Here is a 14,736-nt window from a genome sequence, read left to right as displayed (position 1 = left end):
ATTGTGTATTCCTGATGCACGTCCATTTGGTCTTTGTCACAAAATACAGGCGAAAAATATTTGATCAGGATGCAATTGAAAAATTGCGAGGCTACTTTGCCAGTGTTTGTGCTGATTTTGATGTTGAACTGGTTGAAATGGATGGGGAACGGGATCACGTTCATTTACTGATTAATTACCCGCCAAAACTGGCGATATCTAATCTGGTTAACAGCCTTAAAGGGGTATCGAGTCGATTACTTCGACGTGATCGTCCTGATATTGCCCAACGTGATTACTACAAGGGGGTTCTTTGGTCGCCGAGTTATTTCGCGGGGAGTTGTGGTGGCGCACCAATATCCATTATCCGCCAGTACATTGAGCAACAGGAAACACCTCGTTAGTTAAAAAACCGCGCCTTATATCCCCGACCTGAAGGACGGGGTTTTACGGTGCTTTGGATAAAACGACAAAAAAGAAGCCAGTGCAAATAATGCACTGGCTTCTTTTTTTAATTACGGTCAATTTAAATCATGATGAAAAACGCAATGGGGATTATGCTTCTTCTTCACCACGGTATTTATCTGCAGTCTCTTTTAATAACTTCTGCAATTCACCGCGCTGATACATTTCTAAGATAATGTCACAGCCACCGACTAATTCGCCATCCACCCATAATTGAGGGAAAGTTGGCCAATGAGCATATTTTGGTAGCTCTGAACGAATATCAGGGTTTTGCAAAATATCGACATAAGCAAAACGCTCACCACAAGCAGAAATCGCTTGAACGGCTTGTGCAGAAAATCCACAGCTTGGTAATTTTGGTGATCCTTTCATGTATAACAGGATGGGATTTTCTTTGATTTGGCGTTCAATTTTTTCGATAGTCGTCATTTATTAAGTCCTTACAACCTTTTTATATTCAGTATGTTTTATATTGAGGAAAACATGAAAGAAGAATACCACTTTATATAAGAAAGCTCTATATAAGTTTAGTTATGTATCTAAATCAATAAATTACGGATAAATCACTCTATAATTGATGAGAAAACATACGACAAGGCATGACGATCTGGGAACAAATAAAATAAGATTAATGTTGGCTTAGCGAAAAATGCCGTAAACCCTCGCCCAATGTGAAGTGCCCCCATAAAAAGCACCTAAATAAACGCATAAAAGCACAGCACTATTTCCTAGAAGGAATAAATATTATTTATCACGTAAATAAGTGGTTTGGACTAGATTTTCTAGTAATACTTCATTTTTAATCACCTTGAAATTTAATGGCTGTTTTAGCTCGCCAAATAAAGGTGTTCCACCGCCAAGTAAGATCGGAAAGCGGGTGATAATCATTTGATCTATTAAATCTTCATTTAGAAAACTTTGAACTGTCACACCGCCATCAATATAAAGTTCATTAAATCCCTTAGCATTCAATTCGGTAATAATATCTTGCAATTCACCTTTAACTAAAAATACTTTTCCGTTATAACCATTTGGAACAGTTGTCATAGAATTACTCAGTACAAACACGGGCTTTGTGTAAGGCCAATCACAATTAAAACTCAGTATCGTGTCTAGCGTATTACGTCCCATAACTAACGCATCAATTTTCTCCATTAAAGTGATAAAACCTGTATCAATATTATCTGGATTTGGTATTGAATATAACCAATCGAGCTTGCCTTGCCTATCTGCAATATAACCATCTAAGCTAGTTGCAATAAATACAATATTTGCCATAAATATCTCATCAAATTCTTTGTAATTGAATAAATCCAAACTATTACTTACAATAATTCTACAGCATAGAATTATTGTAAGCTTATTGGAGTTATTAGATGAATGTCAATGAAAAAAAACGAGGAAGACCCGCAAGAGCACATTCACAGCTAAGCGCTGATGCTATTTTAAACAAAGCCAAGATTTTGATGCAAAACGACGGAAAAGTGCCTAGTATCCGATCGTTAGCAACACAATTAAATGTAGATCCCATGGCAATCTACCACTACTTCAAAAATAAAAATTCACTGCTAGAGACACTAGCTACGTCACTTACAGAAGAGATCTATATTCCTCAAGCATATTCTGATTGGAAAGAAGAATTAAAATATTTATGTGTCAGTTACGTTGAAATATTATGTAAATACAAAGGATTACTGAATATTATACTGACTATGTCATTACAAGGTCCTGCTCAAATATTTGCCAAACGATATAAAATTATCATCTCGCCTTTAGCTCTTCCTAAAAAAGTCGAAGAAGATAGCCTAAATTTAATCGCTGATTATTTGCACGGTTTTACTATTTCAATCAGTTGTAATCCAGACAAAGGTATTATTAAAAATGAAATGATGTATGGTCCATTAGAGCTAATCTGTCATTCATTAGGAATGACCAAAATGTAACGACAAGCTGCCAATATTCACATATAGCGCAATGATTACAGTAAAGGACACCAGATAATGTTTTAGTCGACGGATATCTGATGTCCCTGATCACACAAATTTTTAACGTCAATATCAATATCTCGTTAAATTGGATATTGATAAATTTCTTTATTTAATAGGCTTAACAATAATATCCCAACCTGTAGTACCTGAAGCGTGATAATAATAACCGGCTTTTAATTGCTCTGGTTTTTTACTTGGCCCTTCAGCAACTAAAGTAGATTTCGTTGAGTTATTATCAATACGAATTACACCACCGCGAATACGATCTAATTCATTACCATTGAACAAGGTAATTTGTGGTGAGAAATGCGCATCACTTAAATCAATATGAATAAAAGTGTGCCCTGCATCATAAGCGGCTTTTAATTCTTTATCCGTAATGTCTTTACCATTCTCAAAGGGTAAGTCAAAAAATGCTTTTGGATCAATTTTAGCAGTCATAAATACTCCTTTTTATGAATAAACATCAATCATTAGTTCAATTTAAATTATAGATCATAATTAAACATTCTGATAAATATCCTGCTCACGCTCTGTAAGATATATATAAATTATTTATATATTCAATAAATTAACGTACCTATCTTTTGTTTTGCTTTTATTCAATAGAGATAAAATAATAAGTAAAATTAACTAATTATTTATATATATAAAAATGAGATGTTATTTCTCATAGGGATCTGCCATTATCATGGACTCGTCAAAACTCGCATATTTAAACTTATGAGTATTTAGTAATGGAAATGATTTTACTGTTTCTGATTGTGGGATGTATAACTGGATTTTTTGCCGGATTGTTAGGAATTGGTGGTGGAGCCATTATTGTTCCTATTGTGATGTATGTTGTTAGCCAACAAGCTATCCCTGCAGATATGGTAATGAAAATCGCCCTCTCAACCTCTTTTTCTGTCATTATATTTTCTACCGCCTCTTCTGCTTATTCGCATAATAAACATAAAGCGATTTTATGGTCACAATTTCCGCTCCTCGCTGTAGGCACTCTTCTCGGTATGCTAGTTGGGACATTCCTAGTACAAAAACTCTCAAATACCCTATTGCAAATTATCTTTTGTATTTTTATGGCCTATACCATATATGGATTACTGACCAAGAAAAAAGAAACTGAACGTGTTGAGAATGCCCAAGATCCGGTTGTTTCAAAACCAGCACTGACAACCGGTGGTAGCTTAGTGGGTTTTATTTCAAGTTTTATTGGTATAGCTGGTGGCACCATAACAATACCGCTATTAAGCCACTGGGGATTTAATACCCGTAAATGTATTGCAACATCATCAATGCTAGGTGTGATTATCGCCACTATTGGGACTGTTATGGGGATCGTTTATGGTTGGCAACAAACTGAATTAGCAGACTATTATTTAGGCTTTGTCTATCTACCTGCTTTTATTGGTATTAGTATTACCAGTATACTTACAGCCCCTATCGGCGTAAAAGTTGCCTATAAACTACCTATTGCCAGAGTACGCCAAATATTTGCCCTATTCTTATTAATCGTCATGGCTAAAATGTTATATACCCTGATATTGGGATAGTGTTTTAACACTTTACCTCTATCTTAGTGAGAGATACTCTTATCAATATAACTAATCTATATGTTCTATACTAATAGATAAAAGATATTTAGCTGTTATTTCAATGAATTTTTGTTAAAATAATTAGCAAAATAGTAACAACTTAGTGAGTTCATTTGCCTCATTTTATCAATTCAGTTGAATTAGATGGAATGGTTTAAGGCACAAAACCCGAAAATGATAGGATAAAGGAGTACGCAATGTCTTTCGAATTACCAAAATTACCTTATGCGTTAGATGCTCTTGAGCCACATATCTCTAAAGAAACATTAGAATACCACTACGGCAAACACCACCAAACTTACGTAACCAACTTAAATAACTTGGTTAAAGGTACTGATTTAGAAAATAAATCTTTAGAAGAGCTCATCAAAACTACTGAAGGTGGTATTTTCAATAATGCAGCTCAAGTTTGGAACCATACATTCTACTGGAATTGTTTAGCACCAAACGCAGGCGGTGCACCAACAGGTAAAATTGCAGAAGCAATCAATAAAGCGTTTGGCTCTTTTGAAGAGTTCAAAAAACAATTTAATGATGCAGCTGCAAAAAACTTTGGTTCAGGTTGGACTTGGTTAGTGAAAAAAGCAGATGGCTCATTAGCCATTGTTAATACATCTAACGCTGCAACACCTGTTTCTGGCGAAGATAAACCACTGTTAACTGTTGACGTCTGGGAGCACGCTTACTACATCGACTATCGTAATGCACGTGTGAAATATTTAGAAGAGTTCTGGGCACTGGTTAACTGGTCATTTGTTGAAGCAAATCTTGCTTAATTGACTGTTTCAGAGATGGGAAAACCATTTTTGATAATCTAATAACAAAGGGCCTAGTGCCCTTTGTTATATTGATATATTTGATTGCTCACTTTGGATAGCTAAAATTTAAGCAAATAATTAGCAATTAACAATCAAAACAATAAACTTGCATATATTACGATCATAACCAGTGCTGCTACTGCGGTACTTAAACCAAATTTCAGATCCGTATCCATCTATTTCTCCCTCAAAATGATTATAATACTCAGATTAAACCATAATCTTGTCATGGTTAATTATTATTACATATCAAGTTTTGCTAAAATAGCGACTAGAGCACAATTTATAACATTGATTAATACTTTCACTTTTGAGCTAGATCATACAAAATTCACAGCTAATCGCTAAATTATTGCCAGTGTTTGCCCTATATATGACTATACTGGCAGTTAAACCATAAAATGAATTAAAAGAGACCAATGAAGGTCAGGAGTTTTCCACACCATGGCAACAATAAAAGACGTGGCAAAACGCGCAGGCGTATCAACCACGACTGTTTCTCATGTGATCAACAAAACTCGTTTTGTTGCTGAGAACACAAGAGCGGCAGTTTGGGCTGCGATAAAAGAATTAAATTATTCGCCAAGTGCTGTCGCACGTAGTTTAAAAGTCAATCACACTAAATCTATTGGTTTATTAGCCACGTCCAGTGAAGCACCTTACTTTGCTGAAGTGATTGAAGCTGTTGAAAATAGTTGTTATAGCAAAGGCTACACGCTAATTTTATGTAATTCACATAATAATCTTGATAAACAAAAAGCTTATTTAGCTATGTTGGCACAAAAACGTGTTGATGGTTTATTAGTCATGTGTTCAGAATATCCCGATCATCTTCTTTCTCTCTTAGAAGGTTATCGTAATATTCCGATGGTCGTCATGGACTGGGGAAAAGCCCGTGGTGACTTTACTGATACCATTATTGATAACGCATTCCATGGTGGCTATATAGCCGGTCGTTATCTTATTGAGCGAGGTCATCGTGATATTGGTATTATCCCCGGCCCTCTAGAGCGAAATACCGGAGGCGGTCGTTTACAGGGCTTTTTAAAAGCCATGGAAGAAGCGAAAATTACGGTAAAAGAAGAGTGGATTGTACAAGGTGACTTTGAACCTGAATCTGGTTACAAAGCCATGACCCAAATGCTCAATCAAAAGCAACGCCCTACTGCCGTATTTTGTGGCGGTGATGTTATGGCGATGGGGGCAATATGTGCAGCTGATGAATTAGGATTACGTGTTCCTGCCGATATTTCCATTGTCGGCTACGACAATATCCGTAATGCACGCTATTTCACACCAGCTTTAACCACGGTTCACCAGCCGAAAGAGCGTTTAGGACAAATGGCTTTTTCCATGTTACTCGACCGTATTGTGAATAAACGCGAGGATGCACAAACTATCGAAGTACACCCGCGTCTAGTAGAACGTCGCTCTGTTGCCGATGGTCCATTTATTGATTATCGTCGCTGATCCCCTTCATTAACGAAGCCATTCCTCATTTAAGGTTTGGCTATCGCCTAGATAATCTAATAGCCAAGTTAATGCCGGCGATTCGCTTTTATCAACCCATGTTAGACAGCACGGACTGTCTGGCAGGGGTTGTGCTAAGGTAAGGGTAACCAACTTACCTTGTTCGATTAATGGCTCCGCTCGGTGCCAAGGCACCATACCAACACATAATCCTGCTAATAAACACTCAAGCCCCATATCCCATGAAGGTACTATCATTCGGCGCTGATTATTTAATGCCCAAGTATCTCGTTTTGGTAAACTACGTGAGGTATCTTCTAAACATAAACTAGGATAAGGCCGTAACTCATCATCGGTTAAAGGATGTGCCGCGCTTGCAAGAGGATGATCAGCATGACACACACATCGCCACGGCATAAAGCCCATATCTTTAAAACTATAACGTTCACCAATAGGTGAAGCTCTGGTGGCACCAATAGCCAAATCAACACGCCCGTTCACTAGTGAATCCCAGACACCGTTAAAAACTTCAGGATAAACATAGAGTTCGATATCAGGAAAATGGCGATAAAAGTCCAGAATAAGTTGCTGTGTTCTAGCCGGTTTGACAATACCATCCACGGCAATGCTAAACTGCCCCCGCCAGCCATTTGAGACTTGCTGGCACATATGGCGAGTGTCATTCATTTTTTTGATAACAGAACGGGCTTCTTTAATAAAGATCTTACCCGCATCGGTTAATTCAACATCACGATGCCGGCGTTCAAACAAAGGAACGGCAAGCCATTCTTCTAATTGTCTCACGGTGTAACTCACCGCGGAGGGTACTCTGTGCAATTCTTGAGCGGCTGAGCTAAAACTCCCCGTTCTAGCGACAGCATCAACGACCTCTAGCGAGTATTCTGACCACATAATATTTATTCCTTTGAATTTTTTTCACAGCATTAACCAAATATTCCCGTTTCACAAGTAAAATCACTCTTAGCTACAATATATAAAATGTTTTACATCACATAACATAGAAAATTAAAATGACTTTAAAGAATTCCACACAATCAAAAACACCTTCTCTCTTTATGGTGTATCTCGCCTGCCTTAGTATGCTGGGCTATTTAGCTATCGATATGTATCTGCCTGCATTTGGTATGATGCAACGCGAATTATCGATCAGTGAAGGCGCCGTCAGTAACAGCTTAAGTATCTTTCTATTTGGCTTTGCTGTCGCTCAACTACTTTGGGGACCACTCTCAGACAAATTGGGGCGTAAGCCTATTTTACTTATTGGGCTAAGTTTCTTCTCCCTAGGTTGTCTAGGTATGCTTTGGGTAGACAGTGCTGCCGGTTTACTAACCATGCGCTTCTTACAAGCCTTTGGCGTCTGCTCTGCAGCCGTTATTTGGCAAGCACTAGTGATAGACCGTTTTGATGAGTCTCGCGCTCAACACGTTTTCGCATCAATTATGCCATTGGTCGCCCTTTCCCCAGCCTTAGCGCCACTAATTGGTGCTTTTCTGTTAAACCACGGTGGCTGGCGCATGATCTTTATGTTGCTGATGGCAATTACTCTTGTATTAATGCTACCCACATTGATGCTAAAAAATATTAAACAAAAATCAGTTATTGATGCAGGCCCATCTACAGTATCATTTTTAACTTTGCTTAAGTCACCTATCTATGCCGGTAACGTATTAGTTTACGCGTCCTGTAGTGCGGGTTTCTTTGCTTGGTTAGCAGGCTCTCCGATTATCCTTGAGAAGATGGGTTATTCACCACAAGATATCGGCTTAAGCTATATTCCACAAACCATCGCATTTATGGTAGGTGGTTATGGTTGTCGCATTCTATTATCAAAAATGTCGGGTAAAACACTGTTACCTTTATTGTTAATTGGCTACGCAGTGAGCATGACAGCGTTGTTCTTAGTCGCCAAATATACACACCCAACATTAACAACAATTTTAATTCCATTTTGTATTATGGCTGTGATGAACGGTGCTTCTTATCCCATTGCTGTCTCTAATGCGCTATCAGCCTACCCGGAAGTGAGTGGTAAAGCTGCCGCATTGCAAAATGCGCTACAATTAGGTCTATGTAGTTTAGCAAGCTTTATTGTCTCAGCCTTTATTAGCCAACAGCCATTAATTAATACCACAGCGATTATGGCACTCACGGCTATTCCAATGGCGCTGGGTTACTTTATTCAACGTAATAAATCCGTTAGCAAACACACAGTTCAGGCGACAGAATAACGCCACACCCTGTTTTTAGGAAAATTCTTAAAAAAGGCCATTTATATAAAATGGCCTTTTTATTTTCTAGAGAAAACCTATTTACATCTCTATACTTGTTCAAACGCTTAAGCGTTTTATTCATTTTTCTTTCGGATTTTGAGGCATTAAACAGATAATTTGCTGATTATGTCAGATTAGTTCTCTTAATAATTTTATTCATTCAATCTGTGTTGAATTCAATATTGTTTTAACTCTACCAATCTGCATTATCCTTTCTTGCTTCATGCCTCAAAACCCGCTTAGTTTACGCCGGAGAGTATATGAGTACATCTTGTGTAGAAGAAGGCCGAAAGACCTCCAATGATCCTTATCAACGGATCGCATCAGAGCTGCTCGCTCAAGCAGACATTCATATCAATGGTTCTGAACCTTATGATATCCAAGTGCATAATAAAGATTTTTATAAAAGAGTATTACAACAAGGCTCATTAGGTCTCGGTGAAAGCTATATGGATGGTTGGTGGGACTGCGAACGTCTTGATATATTCTTTCATAAAGTTTTACGAGCAGGTCTTGAAAATAAATTGCCAAGTAACTGGCGCGATATTTTAAAAATAGCCATGGCACGCATTTTTAATTTACAAACACAAAAAAGAGCGTGGATGGTGGGTAAAGAGCATTACGATTTAGGTAACGACCTCTTTACCGCAATGTTAGATCCTTATATGCAATATTCCTGTGGATATTGGAAGGATGCGGATAGCTTAGAAGTTGCTCAACAGCACAAACTCGACCTTATTTGCCGTAAGTTAGAGCTAAAACCAGGTATGACATTGCTCGATATTGGCTGTGGCTGGGGTGGTCTTGCTGCTTATGCTGCCAAAAACTATGGCGTTTCTGTTACAGGGGTGACCATCTCAGTTGAACAACAGAAATTAGCACAAGAGCGCTGTAAAGGTCTTGATGTCAATATCATCTTAGAAGATTACCGTGACTTAAACGAGCAGTTCGACCGTATCGTTTCTGTTGGTATGTTCGAGCATGTTGGCCCGAAAAACTATGCCACTTACTTTGATGTCGCTCGTCGTAATATCAAAGAAGATGGACTATTTTTATTACATACCATTGGTTCTAATCACAATAAAGTTAATGTCGATAGTTGGATAAGTAAATATATTTTCCCTAACGGTTGTTTGCCGTCTATTCAAAAAACCGCTGAGGCAATGGAAAATAAATTTGTTATGGAAGATTGGCATAATTTTGGTGCCGATTATGACAAAACCTTAATGGCATGGTATGAGCGTTTTTTAGCTAGCTGGCCTGAAATTGAATCTAACTATACACCTCGTTTTAAACGCATGTTTAGCTACTACTTGAATGCTTGTGCGGGTGCTTTCCGCGCCAGAGATATTCAGTTATGGCAAATTATGTTAAGCCCGAAAGGTAGAATAGGTGGATTACGCACACCTCGCTGATTTTTAGCTATCAATAGAGGTAAAAATCCCGTTTTCCATAGACTGAAAAACGGGATTTTTTAATTCTAGTCGTCTGATAACAGACTATATTATTTTTCGTTTTCTTCTTCGTGTGTTGCTTGAAGCTTAACCGTTAATGCTTGTTGCGCCATAACACGCTCTACGGTATCAACAATCGCCTGAGTTTGTGGATCTAACTCAATATTAACTTTATCCCCCAAACGCTTACGACCTAACGTCGTTCTATCGCGAGTCTCAGGGATCAGATGGACACAGAAACGATTATTAACCACATCACCAATAGTTAAACTAATACCATCAATGCCAATAAAACCTTTATGCAAAATATACTTCATCAATGTCTGATCAAAAATACGAAACCAGATCTGTAAGTTATTTTCTGAAGTAATAATTTTCGCAATTTCAGCCGTAGTGACAATATGACCAGACATCACATGACCACCAATTTCATCGCCATATTTGGCCGCTCGTTCAATATTAACTTCTGAACCAACCGTTAACTCGCCCAAATTAGTTAAGCGCAGCGTCTCTTTCACTAAATCGAAACTAATTTTATTGCCATCGATTTTTGTGACGGTTAGGCAACAACCATTGTTAGCGATCGAAGCTCCTGTTTCTAAGTTATTGACTAACTCGGAAGGTAATTCAATGATATGGGTACGGAAATCACCTTTATCTTCAATGGCAATAACACGTCCTTTTCCCTGAACAATACCTGTAAACATCTCACATCTCCTTGGACTGATAAGCGAGTTTATCTTAATTAATTTAGTGTAATCAGGATAACATAAGTGATATTACACAAAGGGATCATTATTGCCTTCTCCCCTTATGATGTTTGCCATCAAATATAACGTAAAACCACTTATTTACTTATCAAAATTCTGTGGTTGAAAAACGTCATATCTTTCATTGATAATTAAACATTTATCATTAGAATATGTTTGCTTAAGGATTATTTTACGCCATATTAACATGTGACGTTCTTTCCTCCCTTCCGTCTTATTATAATGAATAAAGGTGTATGCGTGCAGAAGTATATAAAAGAAGCGCGTAGCTTACTTGCTCTTGGTATCCCTGTTATCATCGCTCAATTCTCCCAAACTGCTATGGGAGTAGTTGATACCGTGATGGCAGGTGCTGTCAATGCCACAGAAATGTCTGCGGTTGCTGTAGGTACGTCGATTTGGTTGCCAACGATTTTATTAGGTCAAGGTATATTAATGGCATTGACCCCCATCGTTGCACAATTAAATGGTTCAGGACAACGAAAGCATATTGCTAATCGTACACAGCAAGGTTTTTGGCTTGCCACTTTTTTATCCATCATGGTCATTGCCATTCTTTATAACAGCCGTTTTATTATTGAAGCGCAACATGATATCGAGCCTGAGCTTGCAGAAAAAGCCATTGGATTTATTCATGCCATTATGTGGGGGGCTCCTGGTTGTCTCTATTATCAAGTGCTGAGAAGCCAATGTGAGGGATTATCAAAAACAAAACCAGGCATGATCATCGGCTTTATTGGATTATTAATTAACATTCCTGTTAACTACGCCTTTATTTACGGTAAATTTGGTGCCCCACAATTAGGTGGGATTGGTTGTGGTGTGGCAACCGCCTCTGTTTTTTGGGCGATGTTCTTAATGATGCGCTACTATGTGCGTCGAGCACCAACACAACGGGATGTTATGCCCAAAAAACGCCTAGTGTTACCTGAATTCCACACAATAAAACGTATTACATTGTTAGGGTTACCTGTAGGGCTAGCACTATTTTTTGAAGTAACACTGTTTGCTGTTGTGGCATTATTAGTTTCACCATTAGGTGTAACGGCTGTTGCAAGTCACCAGATAGCCCTTAATTTTAGCTCATTAATGTTTATGTTCCCTCTTTCCTTGGGAATAGCTGCAACAATTCGTGTGGGTTATAACCTTGGGCAACGTTCTACAGAGCAAGCTCGTACTTCAGCCATTACAGCCCTTGCTGTCGGATTAATGCTGGCAAGTTGTACCGCTATTTTCTCTATTATTTTTAGAGAAAAAATTGCTTTAATGTATAACGATAACATTGAAGTGGTGACATTAGCCTCTCATCTTATGTTATTCGCCGCACTTTATCAGTTGTCAGATTCCGTACAGGTTATTGGTTCAGGGGTATTACGGGGTTATAAAGATACTCGCTCTATCTTTTTTATTACCTTTATCGCTTATTGGGTAATTGGTTTGCCTTCCGGATATCTCTTAGGACGAACGGATTATATTGTTGAAGCAATGGGGCCTGCGGGGTTCTGGATTGGTTTTATTTTAGGTTTAACCGCTTCTGCAATTATGATGGGAACACGTATTTGGTGGATCCAGCGTCAATCTGATGAGGTTGTCTTATTACGCTCGGAGCGTTAATACTTCCATTAAAGCGTTATTTTTTGGCAAAGGAATGACACAAATATCAACAAATAGCTTTAAATACGAGCAGTTGAATACAAATTTGTGTTTTTCCTCTTGCCAGAAGCAAATCATCTCGCTAATATTCGTCTCCGTTGTCACCCAGAATAAAGAATGCGTCCATAGCTCAGTTGGTTAGAGCACCACCTTGACATGGTGGGGGTCGGTGGTTCGAGTCCACTTGGACGCACCATTTACTCTGAACAACATTTCAATACAGTGCGTCCATAGCTCAGTTGGTTAGAGCACCACCTTGACATGGTGGGGGTCGGTGGTTCGAGTCCACTTGGACGCACCATTTCTCTTTCTTAATTCTTGTTATATTTCGTGTTACCTCCCCTACACCACAACAAAATAATTACGCAAAATTTAATTGCGCAACAAAACGCTTAAAAAACAAGCAATCAGAGCCCTATTTTGATCACATCACTTAAATTTACCTTTTTTCGATTTTCTTCATGGAAATTAACCTCTATAATACAAAACATAATTTTGTTGAAAGGTTTCAGCGTATTGATTTACAGGCATCTTTAGAAAACAGAACAAATGAATCATGATAGACTATAATGTAAGATGTCTAGCAATCTTTTATACAAAATAGTGACAAAATTTTTATCATGTTGTTGGAGCCACTCACATGTTGCGCAACTTATTAGCTAGAAATGAATGCACTTATCGTGTTTCGCACTGTTAAGATGATTGATATAACCCAACAACATTAATCCTTATTCATCCATTACAATAGAATCATTAATAGACTGCCATGAAAAAGACAAAAATTGTTTGCACCATCGGGCCAAAAACCGAATCTGAAGAAAAACTGACTCAATTACTGGACGCAGGCATGAACGTAATGCGTCTAAACTTCTCTCACGGTGACTATGAAGAGCATGGCAACCGTATCAAAAACCTGCGTAATGTCTGCGCAAAAACAGGCAAAAAAGCAGCCATTTTATTAGATACTAAAGGACCTGAGATCCGCACCATTAAATTAGAAGGTGGTAACGATGTCTCTTTAGTTGCAGGTCAGACTTTTACCTTTACAACAGATACTTCCGTTGTTGGTAATAAAGATCGCGTTGCGGTCACTTATGACGGTTTCGCAAGAGACTTAACTGTCGGCAATACCGTATTAGTCGATGACGGCCTTATCGGTATGAAAGTCATTAAAGTCACTGATACTGAAGTGGTATGTGAAGTACTTAACAACGGTGATTTAGGCGAAAATAAAGGCGTTAACTTACCAGGTGTTTCTATCGGCTTACCGGCATTAGCAGAAAAAGATAAACAAGATCTTATCTTTGGTTGCGAACAAGGCGTTGACTTTGTTGCCGCTTCTTTTATTCGTAAACGTTCAGATGTTGAAGAGATGCGTGCTCACTTAAAAGCACACGGTGGCGAAAACATCATGATCATCTCTAAAATTGAAAACCAAGAAGGTTTAAATAACTTTGACGAAATTTTAGAAGCTTCTGACGGTATCATGGTTGCACGTGGTGACTTAGGTGTTGAGATCCCTGTTGAAGAAGTTATCTTCGCACAAAAAATGATGATCGAAAAATGTAACGCTGCGCGTAAAGTGGTTATCACTGCAACACAGATGTTAGATTCCATGATCAAAAATCCACGCCCTACTCGTGCAGAAGCAGGTGACGTTGCCAATGCTATTTTAGATGGTACTGATGCTGTTATGCTATCCGGTGAAAGTGCGAAAGGTAAATATCCAGTAGAAGCTGTGACTATTATGGCGACTATCTGTGATCGTACTGATCGCATCATGAAATCACGTTTAGAGTCTTACCAATTAGGTGCTAAATTACGTGTAACAGAAGCTGTTTGTCGTGGTGCTGTAGAAATGGCGGAGAAATTAGATGCTCCTCTTATCGTTGTAGCAACTTATGGCGGTAAATCAGCGCGCTCTATCCGTAAATATTTCCCAACAGCGCCTATCTTAGCATTAACAAATAATGAAGAGACCGCACGCCAATTACTGTTAGTAAAAGGTGTGACAACACAATTAGTTAATAAAATTGCTTCTACTGATGACTTCTACCGTATCGGTAAAGATGCAGCATTATCAAGTGGCTTAGCCCATGCAGGTGATCGTGTTGTTATGGTTACAGGTGCACTGGTTGATAGTGGAACGACAAATACTTCATCAGTACACGTTCTGTAATACTCGATTATAGCTAATTTGTAATTAAAAAATTTAAGCCATCCGTTTTAACGGATGGCTTTTTTATCGCTACT

At 38.2% G+C, this 14,736-nt stretch carries 15 protein-coding genes and 2 tRNA genes; 11 read left to right on the top strand and 6 right to left on the bottom strand.

Going from position 1 to position 14,736, the window contains the following annotated elements; translation table 11 throughout:
• On the top strand, nt 1-383 hold a 383-nt coding region (gene tnpA / locus AACV00_RS15795; protein ID WP_237612839.1), incomplete at its 5' end, for an IS200/IS605 family transposase.
• Nucleotides 384-534: 151 nt separating this feature from the next.
• Here tnpA and AACV00_RS15790 read toward each other — a convergent pair.
• Nucleotides 535-873, bottom strand: a complete 339-nt coding sequence (locus tag AACV00_RS15790; RefSeq protein ID WP_036918397.1) for a Grx4 family monothiol glutaredoxin — start codon at nt 871-873, stop codon at nt 535-537.
• A gap of 315 nt (nt 874-1,188) precedes the next feature.
• Entirely contained in the window at nt 1,189-1,722 is a 534-nt protein-coding gene (locus AACV00_RS15785) for a dihydrofolate reductase family protein (protein WP_004248161.1), read from the bottom strand.
• Nucleotides 1,723-1,820: 98 nt separating this feature from the next.
• Here AACV00_RS15785 and AACV00_RS15780 point away from each other — a divergent pair, with 98 nt between their 5' ends.
• Complete coding sequence (locus AACV00_RS15780) at nt 1,821-2,387, top strand: TetR/AcrR family transcriptional regulator (RefSeq protein ID WP_004250993.1); 567 nt, start codon at nt 1,821-1,823, stop codon at nt 2,385-2,387.
• A 150-nt stretch (nt 2,388-2,537) separates the two neighbouring features.
• Here AACV00_RS15780 and AACV00_RS15775 read toward each other — a convergent pair whose 3' ends face one another.
• A complete protein-coding gene (locus AACV00_RS15775) occupies nt 2,538-2,873 on the bottom strand; it encodes a hypothetical protein (protein WP_004248163.1) in 336 nt (111 codons plus the stop codon).
• 296 nt (nt 2,874-3,169) lie between these two features.
• Here AACV00_RS15775 and AACV00_RS15770 point away from each other — a divergent pair, with 296 nt between their 5' ends.
• Both AACV00_RS15770 and sodB read left to right on the top strand, forming a co-directional pair.
• Nucleotides 3,170-3,985, top strand: coding sequence for a sulfite exporter TauE/SafE family protein (locus AACV00_RS15770; RefSeq protein ID WP_110706617.1), 816 nt, complete (start codon nt 3,170-3,172; stop codon nt 3,983-3,985).
• Between the two features lie 239 nt (nt 3,986-4,224).
• Complete coding sequence (sodB, locus tag AACV00_RS15765; RefSeq protein ID WP_004243139.1) at nt 4,225-4,803, top strand: superoxide dismutase [Fe]; 579 nt, start codon at nt 4,225-4,227, stop codon at nt 4,801-4,803.
• A gap of 134 nt (nt 4,804-4,937) precedes the next feature.
• On the opposite strand, the gene cydH is transcribed toward sodB, so the two are convergent.
• The gene (cydH, locus tag AACV00_RS17675; RefSeq protein ID WP_096043109.1) at nt 4,938-5,021 is read right to left on the bottom strand and encodes a cytochrome bd-I oxidase subunit CydH; all 84 of its coding nucleotides are present in this window, start codon (nt 5,019-5,021) and stop codon (nt 4,938-4,940) included.
• Nucleotides 5,022-5,289: 268 nt separating this feature from the next.
• Between cydH and purR the strand changes: the two genes are divergently transcribed.
• Nucleotides 5,290-6,315 carry an HTH-type transcriptional repressor PurR gene (gene purR / locus AACV00_RS15760; RefSeq protein ID WP_004243141.1) on the top strand — a complete coding sequence of 342 codons (1,026 nt, stop codon included), beginning with the start codon at nt 5,290-5,292 and terminating at the stop codon, nt 6,313-6,315.
• A 9-nt stretch (nt 6,316-6,324) separates the two neighbouring features.
• Here the strand turns inward: purR and punR are convergent, their stop codons facing one another.
• Nucleotides 6,325-7,227: a DNA-binding transcriptional activator PunR gene (punR, locus tag AACV00_RS15755; RefSeq protein ID WP_004243142.1), complete on the bottom strand. Its 903-nt coding sequence runs from the start codon at nt 7,225-7,227 to the stop codon at nt 6,325-6,327.
• 119 nt (nt 7,228-7,346) lie between these two features.
• Here punR and punC point away from each other — a divergent pair, with 119 nt between their 5' ends.
• On the top strand, nt 7,347-8,564 hold the full coding sequence (gene punC / locus AACV00_RS15750) for a purine nucleoside transporter PunC (RefSeq protein WP_004248166.1): 1,218 nt from the start codon (nt 7,347-7,349) through the stop codon (nt 8,562-8,564).
• A 302-nt stretch (nt 8,565-8,866) separates the two neighbouring features.
• On the top strand, nt 8,867-10,021 hold the full coding sequence (gene cfa / locus AACV00_RS15745; RefSeq protein WP_004243144.1) for a cyclopropane fatty acyl phospholipid synthase: 1,155 nt from the start codon (nt 8,867-8,869) through the stop codon (nt 10,019-10,021).
• Between the two features lie 89 nt (nt 10,022-10,110).
• On the opposite strand, the gene AACV00_RS15740 is transcribed toward cfa, so the two are convergent.
• Nucleotides 10,111-10,767, bottom strand: coding sequence for a riboflavin synthase (locus AACV00_RS15740; RefSeq protein WP_004243145.1), 657 nt, complete (start codon nt 10,765-10,767; stop codon nt 10,111-10,113).
• Between the two features lie 303 nt (nt 10,768-11,070).
• Here AACV00_RS15740 and AACV00_RS15735 point away from each other — a divergent pair, with 303 nt between their 5' ends.
• The 4 genes from AACV00_RS15735 to pykF all read left to right on the top strand — a co-directional run bounded on the left by AACV00_RS15735 (nt 11,071) and on the right by pykF (nt 14,662).
• Nucleotides 11,071-12,444 (top strand): MATE family efflux transporter, encoded by a 1,374-nt coding sequence (locus AACV00_RS15735; protein ID WP_004248167.1) that lies wholly within the window; start codon nt 11,071-11,073, stop codon nt 12,442-12,444.
• 158 nt (nt 12,445-12,602) lie between these two features.
• Nucleotides 12,603-12,679 (top strand) — tRNA-Val (locus AACV00_RS15730).
• 28 nt (nt 12,680-12,707) lie between these two features.
• A tRNA-Val gene (locus tag AACV00_RS15725) sits at nt 12,708-12,784 on the top strand.
• A 465-nt stretch (nt 12,785-13,249) separates the two neighbouring features.
• The gene (gene pykF, locus AACV00_RS15720) at nt 13,250-14,662 is read left to right on the top strand and encodes a pyruvate kinase PykF (protein WP_004248168.1); all 1,413 of its coding nucleotides are present in this window, start codon (nt 13,250-13,252) and stop codon (nt 14,660-14,662) included.
• The last annotated feature ends 74 nt before the right edge of the window (nt 14,663-14,736 follow it).

This window comes from Proteus sp. G3927 (assembly GCF_963894685.1).
Lineage (GTDB): Bacteria > Pseudomonadota > Gammaproteobacteria > Enterobacterales > Enterobacteriaceae > Proteus > Proteus mirabilis.
The sequence above is the reverse complement of the archived record's forward strand: the minus strand, read 5'-3'. Positions and strand labels throughout refer to the sequence as shown.

What these genes read in the sequence shown, in the direction of transcription:
- punR (WP_004243142.1), bottom strand. Translation starts at nt 7,227, where the DNA reads ATGTGGTCAGAATACTCGCTAGAGGTCGTTGATGCTGTCGCTAGAACG.
- pykF (WP_004248168.1), top strand. Translation starts at nt 13,250, where the DNA reads ATGAAAAAGACAAAAATTGTTTGCACCATCGGGCCAAAAACCGAATCT.
- sodB (WP_004243139.1), top strand. Translation starts at nt 4,225, where the DNA reads ATGTCTTTCGAATTACCAAAATTACCTTATGCGTTAGATGCTCTTGAG.
- cydH (WP_096043109.1), bottom strand. Translation starts at nt 5,021, where the DNA reads ATGGATACGGATCTGAAATTTGGTTTAAGTACCGCAGTAGCAGCACTG.
- purR (WP_004243141.1), top strand. Translation starts at nt 5,290, where the DNA reads ATGGCAACAATAAAAGACGTGGCAAAACGCGCAGGCGTATCAACCACG.
- AACV00_RS15775 (WP_004248163.1), bottom strand. Translation starts at nt 2,873, where the DNA reads ATGACTGCTAAAATTGATCCAAAAGCATTTTTTGACTTACCCTTTGAG.
- AACV00_RS15790 (WP_036918397.1), bottom strand. Translation starts at nt 873, where the DNA reads ATGACGACTATCGAAAAAATTGAACGCCAAATCAAAGAAAATCCCATC.
- cfa (WP_004243144.1), top strand. Translation starts at nt 8,867, where the DNA reads ATGAGTACATCTTGTGTAGAAGAAGGCCGAAAGACCTCCAATGATCCT.
- AACV00_RS15770 (WP_110706617.1), top strand. Translation starts at nt 3,170, where the DNA reads ATGGAAATGATTTTACTGTTTCTGATTGTGGGATGTATAACTGGATTT.
- AACV00_RS15780 (WP_004250993.1), top strand. Translation starts at nt 1,821, where the DNA reads ATGAATGTCAATGAAAAAAAACGAGGAAGACCCGCAAGAGCACATTCA.
- AACV00_RS15740 (WP_004243145.1), bottom strand. Translation starts at nt 10,767, where the DNA reads ATGTTTACAGGTATTGTTCAGGGAAAAGGACGTGTTATTGCCATTGAA.
- punC (WP_004248166.1), top strand. Translation starts at nt 7,347, where the DNA reads ATGACTTTAAAGAATTCCACACAATCAAAAACACCTTCTCTCTTTATG.
- AACV00_RS15785 (WP_004248161.1), bottom strand. Translation starts at nt 1,722, where the DNA reads ATGGCAAATATTGTATTTATTGCAACTAGCTTAGATGGTTATATTGCA.